General features: G+C 67.4%; 23 protein-coding genes. 10 read left to right on the top strand and 13 right to left on the bottom strand.

What is annotated here, in order from left to right:
• The first annotated feature begins 15 nt into the window (after positions 1-15).
• From WK25_RS11280 to WK25_RS11270, 3 genes are all read left to right on the top strand, one after another.
• The gene (locus tag WK25_RS11280; protein WP_226209214.1) at positions 16-978 is read left to right on the top strand and encodes a hypothetical protein; all 963 of its coding nucleotides are present in this window, start codon (positions 16-18) and stop codon (positions 976-978) included.
• A 56-nt stretch (positions 979-1,034) separates the two neighbouring features.
• Positions 1,035-2,819, top strand: a complete 1,785-nt coding sequence (gene msbA / locus WK25_RS11275) for a lipid A export permease/ATP-binding protein MsbA (RefSeq protein WP_069241596.1) — start codon at positions 1,035-1,037, stop codon at positions 2,817-2,819.
• Positions 2,820-2,901: 82 nt separating this feature from the next.
• A complete protein-coding gene (locus WK25_RS11270; protein WP_040144723.1) occupies positions 2,902-3,285 on the top strand; it encodes an RcnB family protein in 384 nt (127 codons plus the stop codon).
• Between the two features lie 58 nt (positions 3,286-3,343).
• Here WK25_RS11270 and WK25_RS11265 read toward each other — a convergent pair whose 3' ends face one another.
• From WK25_RS11265 to upp, 13 genes are all read right to left on the bottom strand, one after another.
• On the bottom strand, positions 3,344-3,928 hold the full coding sequence (locus WK25_RS11265; protein WP_059546392.1) for an FUSC family protein: 585 nt from the start codon (positions 3,926-3,928) through the stop codon (positions 3,344-3,346).
• A 39-nt stretch (positions 3,929-3,967) separates the two neighbouring features.
• A complete protein-coding gene (locus tag WK25_RS11260; RefSeq protein WP_040144721.1) occupies positions 3,968-5,236 on the bottom strand; it encodes an MFS transporter in 1,269 nt (422 codons plus the stop codon).
• The gene (locus WK25_RS11255) at positions 5,233-6,198 is read right to left on the bottom strand and encodes a PRC-barrel domain-containing protein (protein ID WP_040144720.1); all 966 of its coding nucleotides are present in this window, start codon (positions 6,196-6,198) and stop codon (positions 5,233-5,235) included. The genes WK25_RS11260 and WK25_RS11255 overlap by 4 nt, the downstream gene beginning before the upstream one ends.
• A 261-nt stretch (positions 6,199-6,459) precedes the next feature.
• Positions 6,460-6,795 carry a YggL family protein gene (locus WK25_RS11250; RefSeq protein WP_040144719.1) on the bottom strand — a complete coding sequence of 112 codons (336 nt, stop codon included), beginning with the start codon at positions 6,793-6,795 and terminating at the stop codon, positions 6,460-6,462.
• A 91-nt stretch (positions 6,796-6,886) separates the two neighbouring features.
• A complete protein-coding gene (gene rng, locus WK25_RS11245) occupies positions 6,887-8,356 on the bottom strand; it encodes a ribonuclease G (RefSeq protein WP_040144718.1) in 1,470 nt (489 codons plus the stop codon).
• An 8-nt stretch (positions 8,357-8,364) separates the two neighbouring features.
• Positions 8,365-9,012: a Maf family protein gene (locus WK25_RS11240; RefSeq protein ID WP_059546394.1), complete on the bottom strand. Its 648-nt coding sequence runs from the start codon at positions 9,010-9,012 to the stop codon at positions 8,365-8,367.
• Between the two features lie 51 nt (positions 9,013-9,063).
• Positions 9,064-9,534 carry a 23S rRNA (pseudouridine(1915)-N(3))-methyltransferase RlmH gene (rlmH, locus tag WK25_RS11235; protein ID WP_059546396.1) on the bottom strand — a complete coding sequence of 157 codons (471 nt, stop codon included), beginning with the start codon at positions 9,532-9,534 and terminating at the stop codon, positions 9,064-9,066.
• 19 nt (positions 9,535-9,553) lie between these two features.
• Positions 9,554-9,991, bottom strand: coding sequence for a ribosome silencing factor (rsfS, locus tag WK25_RS11230; protein WP_069241595.1), 438 nt, complete (start codon positions 9,989-9,991; stop codon positions 9,554-9,556).
• A 4-nt stretch (positions 9,992-9,995) separates the two neighbouring features.
• Entirely contained in the window at positions 9,996-10,748 is a 753-nt protein-coding gene (locus WK25_RS11225) for a nicotinate-nucleotide adenylyltransferase (RefSeq protein ID WP_409995354.1), read from the bottom strand.
• A complete protein-coding gene (hemF, locus tag WK25_RS11220) occupies positions 10,745-11,665 on the bottom strand; it encodes an oxygen-dependent coproporphyrinogen oxidase (protein WP_059546401.1) in 921 nt (306 codons plus the stop codon). The genes WK25_RS11225 and hemF overlap by 4 nt, the downstream gene beginning before the upstream one ends.
• A gap of 103 nt (positions 11,666-11,768) precedes the next feature.
• Positions 11,769-13,049, bottom strand: coding sequence for a phosphoribosylamine--glycine ligase (gene purD / locus WK25_RS11215; RefSeq protein ID WP_040144712.1), 1,281 nt, complete (start codon positions 13,047-13,049; stop codon positions 11,769-11,771).
• A gap of 105 nt (positions 13,050-13,154) precedes the next feature.
• Positions 13,155-13,883: a YebC/PmpR family DNA-binding transcriptional regulator gene (locus tag WK25_RS11210; RefSeq protein WP_040144711.1), complete on the bottom strand. Its 729-nt coding sequence runs from the start codon at positions 13,881-13,883 to the stop codon at positions 13,155-13,157.
• A gap of 203 nt (positions 13,884-14,086) precedes the next feature.
• Entirely contained in the window at positions 14,087-14,737 is a 651-nt protein-coding gene (gene upp / locus WK25_RS11205) for a uracil phosphoribosyltransferase (protein ID WP_010091140.1), read from the bottom strand.
• 199 nt (positions 14,738-14,936) lie between these two features.
• Between upp and WK25_RS11200 the strand changes: the two genes are divergently transcribed.
• The 7 genes from WK25_RS11200 to kdpB all read left to right on the top strand — a co-directional run bounded on the left by WK25_RS11200 (position 14,937) and on the right by kdpB (position 22,061).
• Positions 14,937-15,716, top strand: a complete 780-nt coding sequence (locus tag WK25_RS11200; protein ID WP_040144710.1) for an SDR family oxidoreductase — start codon at positions 14,937-14,939, stop codon at positions 15,714-15,716.
• Positions 15,717-15,777: 61 nt separating this feature from the next.
• On the top strand, positions 15,778-16,170 hold the full coding sequence (locus WK25_RS11195; protein WP_034208002.1) for a methylglyoxal synthase: 393 nt from the start codon (positions 15,778-15,780) through the stop codon (positions 16,168-16,170).
• Positions 16,171-16,337: 167 nt separating this feature from the next.
• The gene (locus tag WK25_RS11190; protein ID WP_069241594.1) at positions 16,338-16,583 is read left to right on the top strand and encodes a hypothetical protein; all 246 of its coding nucleotides are present in this window, start codon (positions 16,338-16,340) and stop codon (positions 16,581-16,583) included.
• Positions 16,584-16,708: 125 nt separating this feature from the next.
• Positions 16,709-17,683 (top strand): quinone oxidoreductase family protein, encoded by a 975-nt coding sequence (locus WK25_RS11185; protein ID WP_069241593.1) that lies wholly within the window; start codon positions 16,709-16,711, stop codon positions 17,681-17,683.
• A 328-nt stretch (positions 17,684-18,011) separates the two neighbouring features.
• Positions 18,012-18,104: a K(+)-transporting ATPase subunit F gene (gene kdpF / locus WK25_RS11180; protein WP_040144707.1), complete on the top strand. Its 93-nt coding sequence runs from the start codon at positions 18,012-18,014 to the stop codon at positions 18,102-18,104.
• Positions 18,101-19,906 (top strand): potassium-transporting ATPase subunit KdpA, encoded by a 1,806-nt coding sequence (gene kdpA / locus WK25_RS11175; RefSeq protein WP_040144706.1) that lies wholly within the window; start codon positions 18,101-18,103, stop codon positions 19,904-19,906. Before kdpF ends, kdpA begins: the two co-directional genes overlap by 4 nt.
• 43 nt (positions 19,907-19,949) lie before the next feature.
• On the top strand, positions 19,950-22,061 hold the full coding sequence (kdpB, locus tag WK25_RS11170; RefSeq protein WP_069241592.1) for a potassium-transporting ATPase subunit KdpB: 2,112 nt from the start codon (positions 19,950-19,952) through the stop codon (positions 22,059-22,061).
• The last annotated feature ends 9 nt before the right edge of the window (positions 22,062-22,070 follow it).

The following is a 22,070-nucleotide window of genomic DNA, read 5'->3' as shown; positions in this document are numbered from 1 at the left end:
TGCCCGGGCGGCGCGATGACGGCCGGCCCCGAGGCGCTGCATCAGCTCGTCGCCGAATTGAACCGGTTGGGCCAGCCGGCAGCGATTGTGTACAGTCCTTTCAGCCGAACATTCGAAACGCCCGAACCGTATCGCAAGTACGCGGCGCCGGTGGAGGCGTATGCGGACAATCCCGGCGAACTCGTCGTGTTTCCCGAGATCATGCCGACCGACGCGCTGCACGTCCGACACGCCGACGCGGCGATTTGGTGGATGTCGTTGAACAATTACACATGCGTGCGCTACGGAAACCCGCTGCGTGACCGCTTCCGCTATTTCAAGGCGTGGATCAAGGGCAAGCGGCCGTTGGGTGGAATTGGTGCATTACGGCATCTGAAGCACTTCGCCCAAAGCCATCACGCGCAGTCATATCTTGCGGCACGTGGTTTTTCCGTGCTGCCGCTGACTGATTCGATCCCGGTTTACACCTCGCCCGATTATCTGGCGGCGTTGCCGCGGCGCCTGGCCGCCGCTCGGCACGACGACGTGATTCTGTACAACCCGAGCAAGGGACGGGCGACTACCGAGCGCCTGATGCGTGCATACCCGCAGTGGCAATTCAAGCCGTTGCGCGGCCTGAACCGCGAGCAACTTGCCGATGCGTTTTGCGCCGCCAAGGTCTATATCGACTTCGGGCACCATCCGGGCCGGGACCGGCTGCCGCGCGAGGCGGCCGTGCACGGCTGCTGCGTGGTCACGGCCCGGCACGGCTCCGCCGGCAACCCGGTGGATGTGCCGATACCGGACACGTACAAGCTCGACCCAAAGGCGAGCGGATTCGTCGAGCAGTTCGGCCAGGTCATCGGTACGATTTTTGACGATTTCGCTCGCTGTTCGGCCGAATTCGAGCCATATCGGCAGATGATTCATCAGGAAGCTGACGTATTCATCGCGCAGATCCGGCGCGCGTTCGAGCTGGAGGAGCCGCGAGCCTTATAATTCGCTCCGTTTAACAAACCATCCCGGGCTCGTCCCATTCGGATCAAAGGATCGTCTTGAGCAAGCACCAAACAGGCCTCAGAAGGCCAGTCGGCGACGGACATACGCAAACCTCCGCGGTCGGCAAGCGGCTGTGGGTCTACGTTCGTCCGCTGGTGGGCGTGCTGCTGCTCGGCGTGCTGGCGATGGCGATCAGTTCGGCGACCGACGCCGGCATTCCGGCCCTGCTCAAACCGCTCCTCGATCATGGTTTCGGCAGCAACGGAAGTCATCAGGCGGTATGGTTCGTGCCGATCGCCGTGATCAGCCTTGCGTTCGTGCGCGGCGCGGCGCAGTACGCATCGCAGTATCTGCTCGCCTACGTGTCGAACCGGATCCTGCTGCAGATGCGCCTTGACATGTTTTCCCGGATGGTCAACACCAGCGCATCCTTTTTTCAGCGTGAAACGGCGAGCACGGTGATCAACGCGATCGTGTTCGAGGTCAATCAGATCCTGAACGTGTTGGTCAGCGTGATGGTCACACTGGTGCGCGACTCGCTGACCGTCGTGTTCCTGCTGGGCTACTTGTTCTATCTGAATTGGCGGCTCACGCTGATCATTGCCGTGATCCTGCCGGGCATCGGCTGGCTCGTCAGCAAGATCAATCGGCGTCTGCGCAGGCTCGGGCGCGATCAGCAGATGCTCACCAACGACCTTTCGTACGTCGTTGAGGAGGCCGTCGCCGGCTACAAGGTCGTCAAGGTGTATAACGGCGAGCCATACGAAATCTCGCGCTTCAGCGAAATGGCCAAACGCCTGCGCGGCTATGCGATGAGGATGACCGTTGCCGGCGGCCTCGCGCAACCTTTGACGCAGTTTCTCGCGTCGATCGCGCTTGCGATCGTGATCACGGTTGCGGTCGTGCAGTCGAAGCACGATCAGACCACGGTAGGCGGCTTCGTCGCGTTCGTCACGTCGATGCTGCTGATCATTTCACCGCTCAAGCACTTGATCGACGTGAATCAGCCGCTGCAGCGTGCGGTGACCGCCGCCGAGCTGATCTTCGGCCTGATCGACGAACCGGCCGAGCCGCAGGGCGGCGGCCGCGCGCTGCCGCGCGCACGCGGCGAGATCGAGTTCCGCGACGTATCGTTCGACTATGGCGCATCCGAGCGTCCGACACTCGACCGTATTTCGTTCAAAGTCGCACCGGGCGAGATGATCGCCCTCGCGGGCCCGTCAGGCAGCGGCAAGACGACGCTCGTGAACCTGCTGCCGCGCTTCTTCGATCCCACCGGCGGCGCGATCCTGGTCGACGGCGTGCCGGTGGCCGACTACGACATCCACGCGCTGCGCGCACAGATGGCGATGGTCAGCCAGGATGTCGTGCTGTTCAACGATACGATCGCCGCGAACGTTGCATACGGGCAGACGCCCGATCGGGCCCGCGTGCAGGCGGCGCTCGAGGCCGCGAACCTCGCCGATGCGGTCGCTGCAATGCCGGACGGGCTCGACACGGTGGTGGGCGGCAACGGAATGCGCCTGTCGGGCGGCCAGCGCCAGCGGCTCGCGATCGCGCGCGCGATCTACAAGGACGCGCCGATCCTGATCCTCGACGAGGCGACCTCGGCGCTCGATTCGGAATCCGAGCGTCACGTGCAGGCCGCGCTCGAGCGGTTGATGGAAGGGCGCACGACGCTCGTGATTGCGCACCGGCTGTCGACCATCGAGCGTGCGGACCGGATCCTCGTGCTCGAGGCCGGCAAGATCGTCGAAGAGGGCAGCCACGACGAACTGCTTCGCCACGGCGGGCTGTACGCACACCTCCACCGGATCCAGTACCAGCAGCAGGCGGCCTGACGCTGCGCCACGCGCGTGTGCTAGGCTTGATCGTGCAGTCCAGTTGTTTCCGATTCGACGTGACAACACGGAGGGAAGAACGATGAGGAAGATGCACGGGATGATGCTGGCCGCGCTGCTCGCCGCGACGGTCGCGGCACCGGCCGCGATGGCGCAGGGGCATGGCAACGACGACGATCACGGCGGCCCGGGCATGCACCGCGGCCATGGCCCGAAGCACATGCCGCCGGGCCACGCGATGCATCGCGACGACGACGTGCCGCCGCGCTGGGCCGACCAGCCGCGCCGAGACTGGCACAAGGGCGACCGCCTGCCCGACGAATTCCGCGATCGCCAGTACGTGGTCGACGACTGGCGCGGCTATCACCTGAGCCCGCCGCCGCGCGGCTATCACTGGGTCGGCGTGGGCGGCGACTATCTGCTCGTGCAGATCGGCTCGGGCATCGTGCTGCGCGTCGGTCCGTAACGCTTTCGCCACGGATCCTCGGTTCATCCGGTTGCCGGGCTTGCGTCCGGCAACCGCGTCAGGTATTCGCGTCCTTGCGATGGTCCGCCGCCCGCCGGTACCAGCATCGCTCGATCCGCGACATCAGCCAGCACACGCCGAGCGCGCACACGGTGCCGAGCGCCACTTCCGCGAGCCGCATCAGCGGAATGTCCCACAGGGGGCCGTTGCCCGGGAACAGCAGCACGATCGTTGCGGTCACGCCGCCGAGCCGTGCCGCGCTGCCGACGTTCAGACACCAGCACGCGACGATCGCAACTGCGACCGCAATCGCATACGCAACGACGCGATCGCCGCCGAGCGCCGCGCCCGCGAAGCCGACGAGGCCGCCGATCATCGCGCCGATGAACTGATCGCGCGACAGCGACATCGTGTCCGAGTAGTTGTGCTGCGTGACGGCGATCGCGGTGATCGCCGCCCACACGGCTTGCTCGGTGTGCAGGGCGCGGCCGATCGCGTACGCGAGACACGCGCCGCAGACGGCCTGCAACGCCATCAGCGCGCCTTGCGCGAGCCGTTCGCCGAAGGTGAGCCCCTTGAACAGATCGAAGATCGATTGCTGGATCTGCTGGCGGGCTTCGTTGAGGGTCCTGATCGTGTCCATCGTCTGCGTGACCTCAGGCGGATGCGGCGTGCGAGTGCGTCAGTGCGTCTGCTCCGACGGCGCGGCGGCCGGCTCGCCGGCAGTCGCGTCGCCATTCTCGACGCGCGTTTCCGGCATCGCAAGCCAGACCAGCAGCACCGCAAGCGCACCGGCGGCGGCGAGCCCGAAGAAGCTGACCGCGTTGCCGAAGTGATCGGCGACGTAGCCGGCCACGGCCGTGCTGAGCGTCGCGCCGATCCCGGCCGACAGACCGAACAGCCCGATGCACAGGTTGTAGCGCCCCTTGCCGGCCGCGACGTCGGCCGCAATGAGCGGCAGCATGACGCCGAACACCGCCGCGCTGATGCCATCGAGCATTTGCACCGGTACCAGCAGGTACGGGCTGCTGACGCCGGCGAACAGCAGCGCACGCACCGGCAGCGCCGAGAAGCCGAGCAGCAGGATCGGCCGGCGCCCCCAGCGTTGCGCTGAGCGGCCGACCCATGGCGACAGCATTGCCACGATCGCCTGCGGCACGATGATGCACGCGGCGATCACGAGTTGCACGTTCTCGCCCATTCCGGCCGTTACTTCGCCGGCCGCGAGGTTGAGCATCGCCGCGTTCGACAGGTGGAACAGCACGACGCACGCCGCGAAGGTCAGCATCCGGCGATCGCGCAGCAGTTCGATCAGCGTTTCGCGTTCCTCGCCTTCGTCGTGATCGTCGCGGTCGTCCGGCTTCTGCGCATGCGGGATCACTTCGTGCGTCGGCTGGATCATCGCGAGCGCGAACAGCGCGGGCAATGCGAGCACGGCGGTCAGCCAGAACACCGCGCGCGCGGAGAAATACTCGCCGGTGAGTCCCATCAGCCCCGCAGCGACGGCACTGCCGATCGATGCCCAGCGCGCGTTGCGGCCGAGCCGGTCGCCGAGATCCGCGCGGCCCACGAGCGAGAACGAGATCGCGGCCATCGCCGGCACGAGCATGCAGCTCGCGAAGCCGTGAAACACCTCGGCCGCGATCACCGGCACGATCGTCGGGCTCGATGCGAGCAGCACCGCGGACAGGATGATCGCGGCGATCGCCCATGCGGCCGCGCCTTTCTTGTTCTTGAGCGCGTCAACGGCGGCGCCGCCCGGCACCTGACTGACCATCGCGCTGATCGTGCCGATCGACAGCACCATGCCGATCTCGCCCTGCGTCCACTTGTGCGATGCGAGGTAGGACGCGATGAACGGACCGAAGCCGGTTTGAACGTTTGCAACGAAGAAGTTGAGCCAGTCGAGAGCGCGGAGACTGCGAACGCTGACGGAATGCTTGATCGTCATCGGGCAGCACTCGCAGACGAAGCCGGCGCGGCGGCGGAAACCGGGGGCGAGACCACGACGATCGGCTTGTCGGCCGCATAGGGCGGGGCGGCCTTGATCTGCGCGTCGTTCAGGTCGAGCTGCGGATGCAGCGCCTTGTCGCGCGTGACGAAGCGCAGCGCGCCCCAGCTCGCGGCAATCGAACGGCGGTCGGTATTGACGAGCCCGCCGAGGTCGAGCACGACGGCCTGCGGCTGTGCGGCGCGGTCGATCAGCACGTCGACGACGCGGCCGATCTTCGTGCCGTTCGGGCGCTCGATGTCGCTGTCGAGCATCGGCAGCCGCGTCGTGGGCGACGCCGCGGCCGAACCCGACAACGGCACGGCCTTGGGTCGAGCGGCCGGGGGCAGCTCGCCCGACGGCACGTCGAGCACGATCGGCTCCTGCTTGCCGCCCGGCGTGAAGCGGAACACGTTCCACGGGAAGCTGACCTTGCGGTCGCCGACGCCCATGAAGCCCTGCAGGTTGACGATCATCTCGCGCGGCTTGCCGCCCGCATCGACGACCATGTCGACCGCGCGACCGATCACCTTGCCGTTGCGGCGCGCGACTTCACTGTCGAGCAGCGCATGGATCTGGCTGCGCTCGACCGGGCGCGTCGCAATCAGCGGAGGCGGTGGGGGCGGCGCCGGCGTCGGCGATTCGGGGCGCTGCACCGGTTTCGGCCGTGGCGCCTCGCGGTGCGGTTTTTTCGGCGCTTCGGGTTCCTCCGGCTGCACGAGCGGCGGCACGGGCGGCATCGTCAACGGTTCGCCTGCGGTTTCACCGACGGGCTCGACGAGCGCCTCGCTGATCGGGGCAGGCGGATTCTGCGTCGGCAGCAGCCCGCAGCCGGACAGCAGCGCAGCGGCTGCGAGAACGAGGAAGACCGTCGACGACGGAAACGGCATGCGGGATGCGGGAAACGGAAGTCCGCCGCTCATTGACACTCACTCCATGGGTCGGGGGCGTGCCCGAAGGCTCGCGCTGGCGATGGATGGCGGGTGCGGGCGGCGCACCACGCGAGGTGAGAGTTTAACGTGTCTTCCTTTCAGGACCGATTTCTGCGGAGGAATGGGCGAGGGGTGGCGGGCAAATGGCGAGGATCGACCGCCGAAACTGCGTCGGCGGCGGCTCCAAAGAACACGGCGCCCGGCCGTCGACGACGGAGCGGGCGCCGCATGAGGCGCGGAGCAAGCGGAACGTCAGGCGTCCGGATACCACGCGTCGCTGAATTCGCTGACCTGGACGTCGGTCAGCTCCGGACGTGCGGCGAGCCATGCGCGCACGGCCTCGCGGTCGGCGTCGGTCGTCGTGCCGCGCGGGGCGCCGGAGATCACGTACGCGCCAATGCCTTCGTCGGCGGATGCGACTGTCAACAGCCCGTTGGCTTCGACGAAATCGATGAACGCGTCGATCAGCTGACCGCGCTCGAGGTCGGACAGCTCGTTGCGGTACTGCGCGGTCGCGTTGAACGCGAGTTCCTGGAACTCGGCGATGTGGAGTTTCTTGCGCTGGCGGCGGTTGTGGCGTTTGCTCATGGTGTGTGACGAACGGGAAGGGGGAAGGAAGCGGCGGCGGGCGCCGCATTGGACGCCGCGCGGCGGGGCCGGCGGCGGTCGGCTCAGAGCGTTACATCAGCACGATATCGTATTGCTCCTGGCTCAGATTCGACTCGACCTGTAGCGACACAGGCTTGCCGATGAAGTCGATCAGCATCGCGAGATGCTGCGATTCCTCGTCGAGGAACAGGTCGATCACCTGCTGCGCGGCGATTACGCGGAATTCGCGCGGATTGAACTGGCGCGACTCGCGCAGGATCTCGCGCAGGATGTCGTAGCAGACGGTGCGCGACGTCTTCACCTGGCCCTTGCCCTGGCAGGTCGGGCAGGGTTCGCACAGCACGTGCGCGAGCGATTCGCGCGTGCGCTTGCGGGTCATCTCCACGAGCCCCAACTGCGAAAAGCCGTTGACCGTCACGCGCGTGCGGTCGCGCGACAGCGCCTTCTTCAGCTCGGACAGCACCGCGTCGCGATGCTCGGCGTTCTCCATGTCGATGAAGTCGATGATGATGATCCCGCCGAGGTTGCGCAGCCGCAGTTGCCGCGCGATCGTGTGCGCGGCCTCGAGGTTGGTCTTGAAGATCGTGTCGTCGAAATTGCGCGCGCCGACGTAGCCGCCGGTATTCACGTCGATCGTCGTCATCGCCTCGGTCTGGTCGATCATCAGATAGCCGCCGGACTTCAGATCGACGCGGCGCGACAGCGCACGCTGGATCTCCGTCTCGATGTTGTACAGATCGAACAGCGGCCGCTCGCCGGTGTAGTGATGCAGCTTCGGGCTCACCGCCGGCGTGAACTCGGCCGCGAATTCCGCGAGGCGCTGGTAGGTTTCGCGCGAGTCGACCTGGATGCGTGTGGTGTCGTCGTTCGCGAAGTCGCGCAGCACGCGCTGCGCGAGGTCGAGATCCTGATACAGCAGGCTCGTCGCCGGCATCCGCTGCGCCTGCGCGACGATCGTCGCCCAGGTCTTGCGCAGGTACGCGACGTCGCCGGCCAGTTCGTCGGACGTCGCATCCTCGGCGATCGTGCGCACGATGTAGCCGCCTTTCTCGTCCGGTGGGATCACGGCGGTCAGCCGCGCACGCACGGCCTCGCGCTCGGCTTCGCTCTCGATCTTCTGCGAGATGCCGATGTGCGGCTCCTGCGGCAGGTACACGAGCGTGCGGCCCGCGATGCTGACCTGCGTCGACAGCCGCGCGCCCTTCGTGCCGATCGGATCCTTGATCACCTGGACCATCAGTGTCTGGCCTTCGAACACGGTCTTCTCGATCGGCTGGTGCGGCGCGCCCGACTGCGGCTCGCCCGCGAGGCGCGGATGCCAGATGTCCGCGACGTGCAGGAACGCCGCGCGTTCGAGGCCGATGTCGATGAACGCCGATTGCATGCCGGGCAGCACGCGCACGACCTTGCCGAGGTAGATGTTGCCGACCCGCCCGCGCGACAGCGTGCGCTCGACGTGAAGCTCCTGCACCGCGCCTTGCTGCACGAGTGCGACCCGCGTTTCCTGCGGCGTGAGGTTGATCAGGATTTCTTCGTTCATGGTGGGATTCAGAAGGCGACGCGCGCGGCGCGCAGCAGCGCGGCAGTCTCAAAAAGGGGCAGACCCATGATACCCGAATGGGAGCCGTCGATTCGCTCGATGAACTCGGCCGCGCGGCCCTGGATCGCGTATGCGCCGGCCTTGCCGAACGGCTCGCCGGTGTCCACGTAGCGCGCGAACGCGTCGCGCGATGCGGCGCAAACGCGCACCGACGAGCGCGACAGGGCGGGCGGCAGGAGTTCGCCGTCCGCGCCGATGACTGCGACGGCCGTCAGCACCTCGTGTTCGCGGCCGGCGAGGCGCGTCAGCATCGCGAGTGCCTCGTCGGCATCGGCCGGCTTGCCGAGAATCTTCCCGTCGATCGTGACCGTGGTGTCCGCGACCAGCACCGGCGCGGCCGGCTTGCCGCTCGCCACAAGGCGCGCACGCGCGGCCTCGGCCTTCAGGACGGTCACGCGGCGTACGTATGCATCGGCGGCTTCGCCGGGCAGCTCGGCTTCGAGTGCCTCGGCATCCTCGTCCGGGCGCGGCAGCAGCAGTTCGAAGCGCACGCCGATCTGCTGCAGCAGCTCCTGGCGGCGCGGACTTTGCGAGGCGAGGTAAAGGGTCTGGAAAAGCGGGGCCGGAAAAAGTGCGGACGGGGTGCTGGACGGCATGGTGTCGTTATCTCGTTGAGCGCGCGCGGCGCGCGTCCCGAGGGCGACGCGTCATGCGCGATGATAGGGGTGATTCTGCGTGATGCTCCACGCCCGGTAAAGCTGTTCGGCAAGCAGCACGCGGACCATCCCGTGCGGCAGCGTCATGCTGGAGATGCGCAGCAACAGGTCGGCGCGCGCCTTGAGCTCCGGATCGAGGCCGTCGGCGCCGCCGATCACGAACGCGACGTCGCGACCGTCCTGCTGCCAGCCGGGCAGCGCCTGCGCGAGCTGCATCGTGGTCCAGTCGCGGCCGCGCTCGTCGAGGGCCACGATGCGCGCGCCCTTCGGCAGCGCAGCGTCGATCTTCTGCCGCTCGGCCGCCATCACGCTTTCCGCGCTGCGGCTGCCCGAACGCAGTTCGGGCTTGATCTCACGCAGCTCGATGCGCAGCTCGGGCGGCATCCGCTTCGTGTATTCGTCGAAGCCGGACGCGATCCAGCCGGGCATTTTGTGGCCGACCGCGAGGATGAAAAGCTTCATCGGAACGACTCGCGGCGGCTCAGCGGCGACGGGCCGCCGTCTTGCGCGCCGGGCGGGCGGGGGCTTCTTCCTCGTCGTCGCCGGCCGTGGCGGCGCCGTTCGGGCCCTTGCCGCCGCCGAGCTTCATCCGCACGGGCTTGTCGCCCCAGATTTCCTCGAGGTTGTAGTACTGGCGCAGCGCCGGCTGCAGGATGTGCACGACCGCGTCGCCGCAATCGACCAGCACCCATTCGCCGGTGTCTTCGCCCTCGGAGCTGACGATGTCGCCGCCGGCTTCCTTGACCTTGTCGCGCACGCTGGACGCGAGCGCCTTGGTCTGCCGGTTCGACGTGCCCGACGCGACGATCACGCGGTCGAACAGTTCGGTCAGGTGGCTGGTGTTGAACACCTTGATGTCTTGCGCCTTGATGTCTTCGAGAGCGTCGACGATCACGCGCTGCAGTTTGCGGATATCCATGGAATCAGGAATGGTAGAGGCGATGTTGAAGAATATAGGCCCAGACGGCGGCCGGCACATGCTCGGCCGACGCGTCGGGCATTTGCGCATGACGCGCGATGCATTCGCGCAGGTGCGCACGGATGTCGGTTGCCGCGATATCGAACGCGAGCGCCGTGTCGATCAGCAGATGGCCGGCCGGCGTCGCCTTCAGCACGTCGGCGCCTGCCTGACGCCGCGCGATTTCCTGCGTGACGGCGGCCGGCGCCGCGCCGAGGTCGAAACCGGGGCGCGTCGACACGCACACGTGCGCGTAGTCGAACAGCGCGCGCCAGTCGCGCCACGTGTCGAGCCGCACCAGCTGGTCGGCGCCGATCAGCAGCGACAGCGATGCATCGGAGCCGATCCGCTCGCGCCAGCGCGCGAGCGTCTCGACGGTGTAGGTCGGCCCGTCGTGTTCGATTTCGTCGGTCGCGACGGTGACCGTCACGCCGGGCAGCGACAGCGCGCCCGCAGCGGCGCGCGTCATCGCGAGGCGGTGCTCGGCGGCCGACACGTCGCGCTTCTGGTACGGCTGTCCGGCCGGCAGCAGGGCGAGCTCGGTCAGGCCGAGCACGTCGGCGAACCGCCGCGCGAGCGCGAGATGGCCGTCGTGGATCGGGTCGAACGTGCCGCCGAGCAGGCCGATGCGACGCGACAGCGGACGCGGCTGCGGGGCGGGGCGGGCGGTGGTGTTCAGAAAAACGTGTCCTGTTCTTGAGGCGGCCGCGCGGGTCAGACCCAGTCGCGCGGCACGAGGAATTCGGCGAGGCGCGCTTCCGGCGAACCCGGGGCAGGTTGCCAGTTGTAGCGCCAGTTCGCGACCGGCGGCATCGACATCAGGATCGATTCGGTGCGGCCGCCGCTTTGCAGGCCGAACAGCGTGCCGCGGTCGAACACGAGGTTGAATTCGACGTAGCGGCCGCGCCGGTAAGCCTGGAACTCGCGTTCGCGCTCGCCGTACGGCAGCGTGACGCGGCGTTCGACGATCGGCAGGTACGCGTTCAGGAACGCGTCGCCGACGCTTTGCATCATCTCAAACGAGCGTTCGAATCCGGGCTCCGAGAAATCGTCGAAGAAGATCCCGCCGACGCCGCGCGTCTCGTTGCGGTGCTTCAGGAAGAAATACTCGTCGCACCACGTCTTGAAACGCGGATACAGCTCGGCGCCGAACGGGTCGAGCGCGTCCTTGCACGTCTGGTGGAAGTGTCGCGCGTCATCCTCGAACGGATAAACCGGCGTCAGATCCATGCCGCCGCCGAACCAGAAGACCGGCGCGTCGCCCGGTTTCGTCGCGATCAGCATCCGCACGTTCATGTGCACGGTCGGGCAGTACGGATTGCGCGGGTGCAGCACGAGCGACACGCCGAGCGCCTCGAAGCCGCGGCCGGCCAGCTGCGGGCGCGCGGCGCTCGCCGACGGCGGCAGCGCGTCGCCCGCGACGTCGGAAAAGCCGATTCCCGCACGCTCGAACACGCGGCCGCCTTCGAGAATCCGCGTGCAGCCGCCGCCGCGCAGGCGCTCTTCGGGACCGCGTTGCCACGCGTCGGTCGCGAGCGGCGTGCCGTCGAGCGCGCCGAGCGCGTCGGCGATGCGTGTCTGCAGGCCCTGGAGGTACGTGCGCACGCGCGTTACGTCGTAGGTCGAATCGGTCATGTCTGAACTGGGCGCCCGCGCGCGAGGCGCGGGCCGTAAAAAAGGCATCTGCCGGGCATTCTAGCGAACCCCGGCAGAGGAGCGGGCGCGCCCGGCGCGATCGTCACGCGCTCTTGCGGTTCAGCGCGCGGAAGCCGATGTCGCGGCGGTATTGCATGCCTTCGAAATTGATCTGGTTGATCGCATCGTACGCATGCTGCTGCGCTTCGCGCACGGAATCGGCGAGGCCGACCACGCACAGCACGCGGCCGCCCGACGTGACGAGCTTGTCGCCGTCGACGAGCGTCGTGCCCGCATGGAACGTCACCGCCTGTTCGGTCTCGGCCGGGATTCCGTTGATGCGGTCGCCCTTGCGCGGCGCGTCCGGATAACCGTGCGCGGCCAGCACGACGCCGAGCGCGGTGCGGCGGTCCCAGTCCAGCTCGACCGTATCGAGCGTGCCCGCGATCGCCTGCTCGACGACCTTCGAGAAATCGCTCTTCAGGCGCGCCATGATCGGCTGCGTCTCCGGGTCGCCCATCCGGCAGTTGAATTCCAGCGTGCGCGGATTGCCGTCCTTGTCGATCATCAGGCCCGCATACAGGAAGCCCGTGAAGCGGATGCCGTCCTTCTCCATCCCGCGCACCGTCGGCATGATGATTTCGCGCATCACGCGTGCGTGCATCTGCGGCGTGACGATCGGCGCGGGCGAGTACGCGCCCATGCCGCCCGTGTTCGGGCCGCGGTCTTCGTCGAGCAGACGCTTGTGGTCCTGACTCGAGGCCAGCGCCAGCGCGTGCTTGCCGTCGACCATCACGATGAAGCTCGCTTCCTCGCCGTCGAGGAATTCCTCGATCACGACGCGCGCGCCGGCGTCGCCGAGCTTGTTGCCCGACAGCATCATGTCGACTGCCGCATGCGCTTCTTCCAGCGTCATCGCGACGACGACGCCCTTGCCGGCCGCGAGGCCGTCGGCCTTCACGACGATCGGCGCGCCTTTCGCGTCGATGTACGCGTGCGCGGCCGCAGCGTCGGAGAAGGTTTCGTAGTCGGCGGTCGGAATGCCGTGACGCTTCATGAACGCCTTCGCGAAATCCTTCGAGCTTTCGAGCTGCGCGGCCTCGCGCGTCGGGCCGAAGATCTTCAGGCCGCGCGCGCGGAACAGGTTGACGATGCCGGCCGCGAGCGGCGCTTCCGGCCCGACGAGCGTGAACGCGACGCCTTCGCTTTCCGCGAAATCGGCCAGCGCGTCGAGCGACGTGATGTCGATGTTCTTCAGACGCTCGTCCTGCGCCGTGCCGCCATTGCCGGGCGCGACGTAGACCATCTGGACGCGCGGCGATTGCGCGAGCTTCCACGCCAGCGCATGTTCGCGGCCGCCGGAACCGACGACGAGTAGTTTCATGGGATTCCCCGCAGACTAGAAAACAGGGCGGCCGGCACGCTGAGGCGCGCCGGCCGCGAAATCGGTCGGGCCGCCGCCGCGACGATGCGCACGGCGGCCTGCATGTCATTCCTCGACGATGACGGCGTTCGTATACACCTCCTGCACGTCGTCGAGGTTCTCGAGCGCGTCCAGGAGCTTCTGCATCTTCACCGCATCGTCGCCCGCGAATTCGACTTCGTTCTGCGGCTTCATCGTCACTTCGGCGAGCTCGGCCTTGAAGCCCGCGGCTTCGAGCGCGTCCTTCACCGCCGAGAACGCCTGCCAGTCGCACAGCACTTCGATCGAGCCGTCGTCGTTCGTGCTGACGTCGTCCGCACCGGCTTCGAGCGCCGCTTCCATCAGCGCGTCTTCCGACGTGCCGGGCGCGAACAGGAACTGGCCGACGTGATCGAACATGAACGCGACCGAACCGTCGGTGCCCATGTTGCCGCCGAACTTCGAGAACGCGTGGCGCACTTCCGCGACCGTGCGGGTGCGGTTGTCGGTCAGCGTGTCGACGATGATCGCCGCGCCGCCGATGCCGTAGCCTTCGTAACGGATCTCTTCGTAGTTCGCGCCGTCCGCGCCGCCGACGCCGCGGTCGATCGCCCGCTTCACGTTGTCCTTCGGCATGTTCGCGTCGGCTGCCTTGTCGACCGCGAGACGCAGACGCGGGTTCGAGCCCGGGTCGCCGCCGCCGAGGCGGGCCGCGACCTGGATTTCCTTGATGAGACGGGTCCAGATCTTGCCGCGCTTCGCGTCGGCCGCTGCCTTCTTATGCTTGATGTTGGCCCATTTCGAATGACCAGCCATACCTTTCTCCGTGCCCGGGCGTGCTTGCGCGGGCGTGTGTGCCAATGTGTCGTTGAATCGGCGGCCGTGTCGGCGGGCGTGATGCCGCGGGGCCGCGCGTGTCGAGTGGAACGTGATTTTATCACGCGGCGACCGCCGCTTCGGGGCCGCCGCGCATGGCCGAACGGCCGGGCGGGCCATCGCGGCGCGCCCGGTGCGCGCCGTCAGTTCTTCGTGCCGAACAGGCGATCGCCCGCGTCGCCGAGGCCCGGCACGATGTACGCGTGCTCGTTCAGGTGCGAGTCGAGCGACGCGACGTACAGCTTCACGTCCGGATGCGCGTCCTGAAACACCTGCACGCCCTCGGGCGCGGCGACGAGCGCCACGAACATGATGTTCGCGGCCGGCACGTTGCGGCGCTTCAGCACGTCGACCGCGTGCACCGCCGAATAGCCGGTTGCGACCATCGGGTCGCACAGGATGAAGATCCGGTCTTCCAGATCCGGCAGGCGCACCAGGTATTCGACCGGGCGGTGGTCGTCGGCGCGGTACACGCCGATGTGGCCGACGCGCGCGGACGGCACGAGGTCGAGCAGGCCGTCCGACATCCCGACGCCGGCACGCAACACCGGCACGATCGCGAGCTTCTTGCCGGCGATCACCGGCGCGTCGATCTCGACGAGCGGGGTTTCGACCCGCTTGGTCGTGATCGGCAGGTTGCGAGTGATCTCGTACCCCATCAGCAGCGTGATCTCGCGCAGCAGCTCGCGGAACGTGCGCGTGGACGTGTCCTTGTCGCGCATGTGGGTCAGCTTGTGCTGGATCAGCGGGTGATCGAGGATGAAGAGATTCGGGAAACGGCTGTCCTGTTTCATGACGGGGCGCCTTGGCGGCAAAAGAGGATCGGGGGCGGCGCCGGCGCAAGGCAGGCCGCCGCTTATGGCGGCAATTTTACCAAGGCGCGCCGCGCGATCCGGATATTATCGATGTGTGACGACAATCCGCGCGCCGCGTTCGCCTGTCCGGCGGCACGGCAGGCAAGCGCCGGCGCGCGCCGCCACAAAGGAATCGACGATGGATCTCGGCATCGCAGGAAAGACCGCGCTCGTGTGCGCGGCGAGCAAAGGGCTCGGACGCGGCTGCGCGGAAGCGCTGGCCGCGGAGGGCGTGAATCTCGTGATCGTCGCGCGCACGCGCGACACGCTCGAGGCAACCGCGGAAGAGATCCGCGCAGCGTCGGACGTGTCGGTCACCGCGGTCGCCTGCGACATCACGACGCCGGACGGGCGCGCGGCCGCGCTCGCCGCGTGCCCGCAGCCGGACATTCTCGTGACGAATGCGGGCGGGCCGCCACCCGGCGACTTCCGCGATTTCTCGCACGACGACTGGATCCGCGCGCTCGACGCGAACATGCTGACGCCGATCGAGCTGATCCGCGCGACCATCGACGGGATGATCGGGCGCGGCTTCGGCCGGATCGTCAACATCACGAGTTCGGCCGTGAAGGCGCCGATCGACGTGCTCGCGCTGTCGAACGGTGCGCGCTCGGGGCTCACCGGTTTCGTCGCCGGCCTGTCGCGCAAGGTCGCGGGGCAGGGCGTGACGATCAACAACCTGCTGCCGGGGCTGTTCGACACCGACCGGATCGCGACGACGCTCGCCGCGTCGGCGAAGGCGCAAGGCGTGACGGTCGACGAGATGCGCGCGCGGCGCACGAAGGACATCCCGGCCGGCCGGCTCGGCACGCGCGCGGAATTCGGCGCGGCCTGCGCGTTCCTGTGCAGCGTGCATGCCGGCTACATCACCGGGCAGAACTGGCTGCTCGACGGCGGCGCGTATCCGGGCACGTTCTGACCCGCCGCCGCGCCGCACCATTCACGATGACGACAACCACTGAACGACGAAGGAACCGGAGATGAGCAAACCCCGCATCGCATTGATCGCGCACGACGCGAAGAAGGACGAGATCGTTGCGCTCGCGGGCCAGTACCGCGAGACGCTCGCGCAATGCAGGCTGGTTGCGACCGGCACGACGGGCGGCCGCATCGCCGCCGCGCACGGGCTCGACGTCGAGCGCAAGCTGTCGGGGCCGCTCGGCGGCGACTTGCAGATCGGTGCCGAACTCGCCGATGGCCGGGTCGACATCGTCGTGTTCCTGCGCGATCCGATGACCGCGCAGCCGCACGATCCGGACATCACCGCGCTGGTGCGTGCATGCGACGTGCACGACGTGCCGGTTGCGACCAACGTCGCGACCGCGCGGATGCTGCTCGACGATCTGGCGCGCAACATGCAGGACGTGTGCTAGGCAGGCAGCGGTGCACGAATTCGGATCCGGCGGATGATCGGGTTGGCAAACGGCCAAGTTGCGCGGCCGTCATCTCGTAAATGTGCGCGGCAGGACGCGGGTCAACCGACCGGCCCGTCGCAAGCTGTGGATAACCTGACCACGTGCGGCGATGCGCTGCGTCGGACTTGTCGCGCGCCGACTGCCACGCGGGGACCCGCGGCGGCAGTCAGGCCACGCCGTCGCAGGCAAAGTCGACGTTCGTCCGGCTCGGCAACGCGATGAATCCCGCAAGTCGCAGTGCGACGACCGTCATTGGCGCGAATGCGATTTCGAACGAATCCAGCGACCTGCTCAAAGCTGCGGCCCCGCGCGCATGGTTTGTCGGCGCCATTGATCGCGAAAACCCTGACGATGTGAAGGGATTGCGGTGACACGGTGCATGACCGCGCAGCACGCGCGAGAATCGTTCGCTACGTCCGCCGCTCGCATGCATCGAGCGGCGACGATGTAGCCGTATTTGCCGAACACGATTTCCTGACCAACAAGGAGCGAAACGATGCCGAAAGCAATCCGATACGACCATCCCGGCGGCCCGGACGTGATGAAGTGGGTCGACGTCGAAGTCGGCGCGCCGAAGGCGGGTGAAGTCCGCATCCGGCAGCATGCGGTCGGGCTCAACTACATCGACGTCTATTTCCGCACCGGCCTTTATCCGCAGCCGCTGCCCGGCGGGCTCGGGATGGAGGCGGCGGGCGAGGTGACGGCCGTCGGCGACGGCGTGACCGCGTTCAAGGCCGGCGACCGCGTCGCCTACGTCGGCCAGCCGCCGGGCGCATATGCGCAGGAGCGCGTGATGCCGGCCGAGCGCCTGGTCAAGCTGCCGGACGGGATCAGCTACGACGACGCGGCATCCGTGATGCTGCAGGGACTGACCGCGCACTACCTGCTGCGCCGCACGTATCCGGTGAAGGCAGGCGACACGATCCTGATTCATGCGGCCGCGGGCGGCGTCGGCCTGCTCGTGTGCCAATGGGCGAAGGCGCTCGGCGCGACCGTGATCGGCACGGTCGGGTCCGACGAGAAGGCCGCGCTCGCGAAGGCGCACGGCTGCGATCATCCGGTCGTCTACACGCGCGAGAATTTCACGCAGCGCGTAAAGGAGATCACGAACGGTGCAGGTGTACCGGTCGTCTACGATTCGATCGGCAAGGACACCTACATCGGTTCGCTCGACTGTCTCGCGCCGCTCGGCTACTTCGTCAGCTTCGGCAATGCGTCGGGCCCGCTGCCGCCGATCGACTCGAAGGAGTTTTCGTCGCGCGGCTCGCTGTTCTTCACGCGGCCGACGCTGTTCTCGTACATCGCGAAGCGCGCCGATCTCGAAGGCGCGGCTGCCGAGCTGTTCGACGTGATCCTGTCGGGCAAGGTGAAGACCAGCATCAATCAGCGCTATCCGCTCGCCGAAGTCGGCCGCGCGCATGCCGACCTCGAGTCGCGCAAGACGACCGGCTCGACGATCCTCGTTCCCTGACGCACCCCGCTCGTGCCGGCATCACGCCGGCACGTCCCGTTGCGGGCGGCACCGGCGTGCCGCCCGTCCGTCGCTGCGCACGCAGTCCCGCCGGGCATTCCGCCAGCCGCTCTCCGCCGCGTGCGTTTACGCGTTTTTTATACGCGCCCGAGCACCTTTGACCCGCCCTTTACGCGCATTCCCATAACGTTCGAGTCGTCAGATTTCGACGACGGAGAACAAAAATGGATGGGGTTTTCATCGGCGCACTGGTGGTCTTCACCGCGCTGATCCTCGGTTTGATTGCCGGTTGCGACAAGCTTGCGCAATACGGCCGCGGGGGGCGCGCATGAGCTGGATGCTTTGGCTGGCCGGCGCCTCGACGGCGCTGCTGTTCGCGTATCTCGTGTTTGCGCTGCTGCGCGCGGAGGACATCGAATGAACGCGAACAACCTGTTGCAGACGTTGCTATTCATCGTCGTGCTGCTCGCCGCGGCCGTGCCGGTCGCGCGCTACCTGACCGCCGTGATGGACGGCAGCTCGCGCGCGGTGCGCGTGTTCGGGCCGCTCGAGCGCGCGCTGTACCGGATCGCCGGCGTCGATGCCGGCACCGAAATGACGTGGAAGCAATACGCGCTCGCGACGATCGCGTTCAATGCGTTCGGCGCGCTGTTCCTCTACGGCCTGCTGCGGCTGCAGGGCGTGCTGCCGGGCAACCCGCAGCAGTTCGGCGCGATGACCGTCGACGGTGCATTCAACACGGCCGTCAGCTTCGTCACCAACACGAACTGGCAGGACTACACGCCCGAGCAGACCGTCAGCTACCTGACGCAGATGCTCGGCCTGACCGTGCAGAACTTCCTGTCGGCGGCGACCGGCATCGTCGTCGTGATCGCGCTGATCCGCGGCTTCGCACGTCACACGGCGCAGACGATCGGCAACTTCTGGGTCGACCTCACGCGCGTGACGCTGTACGTGCTCGTGCCGATGTCGGTCGTGATCGCCGGGCTGCTGATGAGCCAGGGCGTGATCCAGAACATGAAGGCGTACCAGGACGTGCCGGTGCTGCAGGCGAGCACCTACGCGGCGCCGAAGCTCGACGCGCAGGGCAATCCGGTGAAGGACGACAAGGGCAATCCGGTCACGGTGCCGACTCCGCTCGTGAAGCAGACGCTCGCGATGGGCCCGGTCGCTTCGCAGGAAGCGATCAAGATGCTCGGCACCAACGGCGGCGGGTTCTTCAACGCGAACTCCGCGCATCCGTACGAGAACCCGACGCCGTTCACGAACTTCGTGCAGATCTTCGCGATCCTGATCATTCCGGCCGCGCTTTGTCTCGTGTTCGGCCGGATGATCGGCGACCGGCGGCAGGGCATCGCGGTGCTCGCGGCGATGACGGTTGCGTTCGCGGTCGCGGTCGGCGTCGAGATCGGTGCCGAGCAGCGCGGCAACCCGACGCTCGCCGCGCTCAACGTCGACCAGTCGGCGAGCGCGCTGCAGCCGGGCGGCAACATGGAAGGCAAGGAAACGCGCTTCGGGATCGCGCAGACCGGCATCTTCACGGTCGCGACGACGGCCGCGTCATGCGGCGCCGTCGACACGATGCACGACTCGCTGACGCCGCTCGGCGGCCTCGTGCCGATGCTGTTGATGCAGCTCGGAGAAGTGATCTACGGCGGCGTCGGCTCCGGCCTCTACGGGATGCTCGTGTTCGCGCTGCTCGCGGTGTTCGTCGCCGGCCTGATGATCGGCCGCACGCCCGAATACGTCGGCAAGAAGATCGAGTCGTACGAGATGAAGATGGTGTCGATCGTCGTGCTGCTCACGCCGCTGCTCGTGCTGGTCGGCACGTCGATCGCCGTGCTCGCCGATGCGGGCAAGGCAGGCATCGCGAACCCGGGCCCGCACGGCTTCTCGGAGATCCTCTATGCGTTCAGCTCGGCCGCCAACAACAACGGCAGTGCGTTCGCGGGCCTGACGGTCGGCACGCCGTTCTACAACTGGATGACCGCGATCGCGATGTGGTTCGGCCGCTTCGGCACGATCGTGCCGGTGCTGGCGATCGCCGGCTCGCTCGCCGCGAAGAAGCGCATCGCGGTGACGGGCGGCACGCTGCCGACACACGGTCCGTTGTTCGTCGTGCTGTTGCTCGGCACCGTGATGCTGGTGGGCGCACTGACCTACGTGCCGGCGCTCGCGCTCGGCCCGGGCGTCGAGCATTTGATGATGTGGCTGGGTGCCTGACCCGTCCGCATGGCGATACATTGAAAAAGTTGAAGAGATCGCAATGACTCAACATTCCGCAACACGATCCATGTTCGATCCCGCGCTGCTGCGTCCGGCGATCGTGGATTCGTTCAAGAAACTCACGCCGCGCACGCAGTTTCGCAACCCGGTGATGTTCTGCGTGTACGTCGGCAGCATCCTCACCACGATCCTGTGGGTCGCGGCGCTGTCGGGCCAGGCCGAGGCGCCGGCCGGCTTCATCCTGGCGATCGCGCTGTGGCTGTGGTTCACCGTGCTGTTCGCGAACTTCGCCGAAGCGCTCGCCGAAGGGCGTTCGAAGGCGCAGGCTGCGTCGCTGCGCAGCGCGAAGAAGGACGTGATGGCGAAGAAGCTGAACGAGCCGCACCCGAAGTCGCCGATCCGCATCACGACCGCGTCCGAACTGCGCAAGGGCGACGTCGTGCTGGTCGAGGCCGGCGACGTGATCCCGGCCGACGGCGAAGTCGTCGACGGCGTCGCATCGGTCGACGAATCGGCGATTAGCGGCGAATCCGCGCCGGTGATCCGGGAGTCGGGCGGCGACTTCTCGTCGGTGACGGGTGGCACGCGCGTGCTGTCCGACTGGATCGTCGTGACGGTCACCGCGAACCCCGGCGAGGCATTCCTCGACCGGATGATCGCGATGGTCGAAGGCGCGAAGCGCAAGAAGACGCCGAACGAAGTCGCGCTGACGATCCTGCTCGTCGCGCTGACCATCGTGATGCTGCTCGCGACCGCGACGCTGCTGCCGTTCTCGATGTTCTCGGTCGAGGCAATGAAGTCCGGCCACGTGGTGACGATTACCGCGCTCGTCGCGCTGCTCGTGTGCCTGATTCCGACGACGATCGGCGGCCTGCTGTCCGCGATCGGCGTGGCCGGGATGAGCCGGATGATGCAGGCGAACGTGATCGCAACGTCGGGCCGCGCGGTGGAAGCGGCTGGCGACGTCGACGTGCTGCTGCTCGACAAGACCGGCACGATCACGCTCGGCAACCGGCAGGCGTCGGCGTTCGTGCCCGCGCCGGGGGTGACCGAGGAAGCGCTCGCGGACGCCGCGCAGCTGTCGTCGCTCGCCGATGAAACGCCGGAAGGCCGCAGCATCGTGGTGCTCGCGAAGGAGCGCTTCAACATCCGTCAGCGCGACATGGCGCAACTGCACGCGACGTTCATCGGCTTTTCCGCGCAGACGCGGATGAGCGGCGTCGATCTGGCTCCGCAGGGAACTTCGTCCGGGGCGCCCGGCCGCGAGATCCGCAAGGGCGCGGCCGATGCGATCCGCCGCTACGTCGAGACCCACGGCAGCCGCTTCCCCGAAGAAGTGCGCCGCGCGGTGGACGACGTCGCGCGCCGCGGCAGCACGCCGCTCGTCGTGGCCGAGCTGCAGGACGGCGTTGCGCGCGTGCTCGGCGTGATCGAGCTCAAGGACATCGTGAAGGGCGGCATCAAGGAGCGCTTCGCCGAGCTGCGCAAGATGGGCATCAAGACGGTAATGGTGACGGGCGACAACCGGCTGACGGCCGCGGCGATCGCGGCGGAGGCGGGCGTCGACGACTTCCTCGCGGAAGCGACGCCGGAAACCAAGCTCGCGACGATTCGCGAGCACCAGGCGGCCGGGCGCCTCGTCGCGATGACGGGCGACGGCACCAACGACGCGCCGGCGCTCGCGCAGGCCGACGTCGCAGTCGCGATGAATACCGGCACGCAGGCGGCGAAGGAGGCCGGCAACATGGTCGACCTCGATTCGAATCCGACCAAGCTGATCGAGATCGTCGAGATCGGCAAGCAGATGCTGATGACGCGCGGCTCGCTGACGACGTTCTCGATCGCGAACGACATCGCGAAGTATTTCGCGATCATCCCGGCCGCGTTCGTGACGACGTACCCGCAACTGAAGGTGCTCGACATCATGCATCTGACGTCGCCCGCGTCGGCGATCCTGTCGGCGGTGATCTTCAACGCGCTGATCATCGTCGCGCTGATCCCGCTCGCGCTGAAGGGCGTCACGTACCGGCCGCTCGGCGCCGCGTCGCTGTTGCGCCGCAACCTGCTGGTGTACGGCCTCGGCGGCATGCTGCTGCCGTTCCCGTTCATCAAGCTGATCGACATGACGCTCGCCGCCCTGGGCTGGGCCTGATGCGCGGCA

The organism is Burkholderia latens (genome assembly GCF_001718795.1).
GTDB lineage: Bacteria > Pseudomonadota > Gammaproteobacteria > Burkholderiales > Burkholderiaceae > Burkholderia > Burkholderia latens_A.
Note: the sequence above shows the minus strand (reverse complement) of the source record. Positions and strands in the feature narration are given on the sequence as shown.

Bases quoted from the DNA above. Each gene is read 5' to 3' on its own strand.
- WK25_RS11280 (WP_226209214.1), top strand. From the start codon at position 16: ATGACGGCCGGCCCCGAGGCGCTGCATCAGCTCGTCGCCGAATTGAAC.
- WK25_RS11270 (WP_040144723.1), top strand. From the start codon at position 2,902: ATGAGGAAGATGCACGGGATGATGCTGGCCGCGCTGCTCGCCGCGACG.
- WK25_RS11265 (WP_059546392.1), bottom strand. From the start codon at position 3,928: ATGGACACGATCAGGACCCTCAACGAAGCCCGCCAGCAGATCCAGCAA.
- WK25_RS11260 (WP_040144721.1), bottom strand. From the start codon at position 5,236: ATGACGATCAAGCATTCCGTCAGCGTTCGCAGTCTCCGCGCTCTCGAC.
- WK25_RS11255 (WP_040144720.1), bottom strand. From the start codon at position 6,198: ATGAGCGGCGGACTTCCGTTTCCCGCATCCCGCATGCCGTTTCCGTCG.
- WK25_RS11250 (WP_040144719.1), bottom strand. From the start codon at position 6,795: ATGAGCAAACGCCACAACCGCCGCCAGCGCAAGAAACTCCACATCGCC.
- rng (WP_040144718.1), bottom strand. From the start codon at position 8,356: ATGAACGAAGAAATCCTGATCAACCTCACGCCGCAGGAAACGCGGGTC.
- WK25_RS11240 (WP_059546394.1), bottom strand. From the start codon at position 9,012: ATGCCGTCCAGCACCCCGTCCGCACTTTTTCCGGCCCCGCTTTTCCAG.
- rlmH (WP_059546396.1), bottom strand. From the start codon at position 9,534: ATGAAGCTTTTCATCCTCGCGGTCGGCCACAAAATGCCCGGCTGGATC.
- rsfS (WP_069241595.1), bottom strand. From the start codon at position 9,991: ATGGATATCCGCAAACTGCAGCGCGTGATCGTCGACGCTCTCGAAGAC.
- hemF (WP_059546401.1), bottom strand. From the start codon at position 11,665: ATGACCGATTCGACCTACGACGTAACGCGCGTGCGCACGTACCTCCAG.
- purD (WP_040144712.1), bottom strand. From the start codon at position 13,049: ATGAAACTACTCGTCGTCGGTTCCGGCGGCCGCGAACATGCGCTGGCG.
- WK25_RS11210 (WP_040144711.1), bottom strand. From the start codon at position 13,883: ATGGCTGGTCATTCGAAATGGGCCAACATCAAGCATAAGAAGGCAGCG.
- upp (WP_010091140.1), bottom strand. From the start codon at position 14,737: ATGAAACAGGACAGCCGTTTCCCGAATCTCTTCATCCTCGATCACCCG.
- WK25_RS11200 (WP_040144710.1), top strand. From the start codon at position 14,937: ATGGATCTCGGCATCGCAGGAAAGACCGCGCTCGTGTGCGCGGCGAGC.
- WK25_RS11195 (WP_034208002.1), top strand. From the start codon at position 15,778: ATGAGCAAACCCCGCATCGCATTGATCGCGCACGACGCGAAGAAGGAC.
- WK25_RS11185 (WP_069241593.1), top strand. From the start codon at position 16,709: ATGCCGAAAGCAATCCGATACGACCATCCCGGCGGCCCGGACGTGATG.
- kdpF (WP_040144707.1), top strand. From the start codon at position 18,012: ATGAGCTGGATGCTTTGGCTGGCCGGCGCCTCGACGGCGCTGCTGTTC.
- kdpA (WP_040144706.1), top strand. From the start codon at position 18,101: ATGAACGCGAACAACCTGTTGCAGACGTTGCTATTCATCGTCGTGCTG.
- kdpB (WP_069241592.1), top strand. From the start codon at position 19,950: ATGACTCAACATTCCGCAACACGATCCATGTTCGATCCCGCGCTGCTG.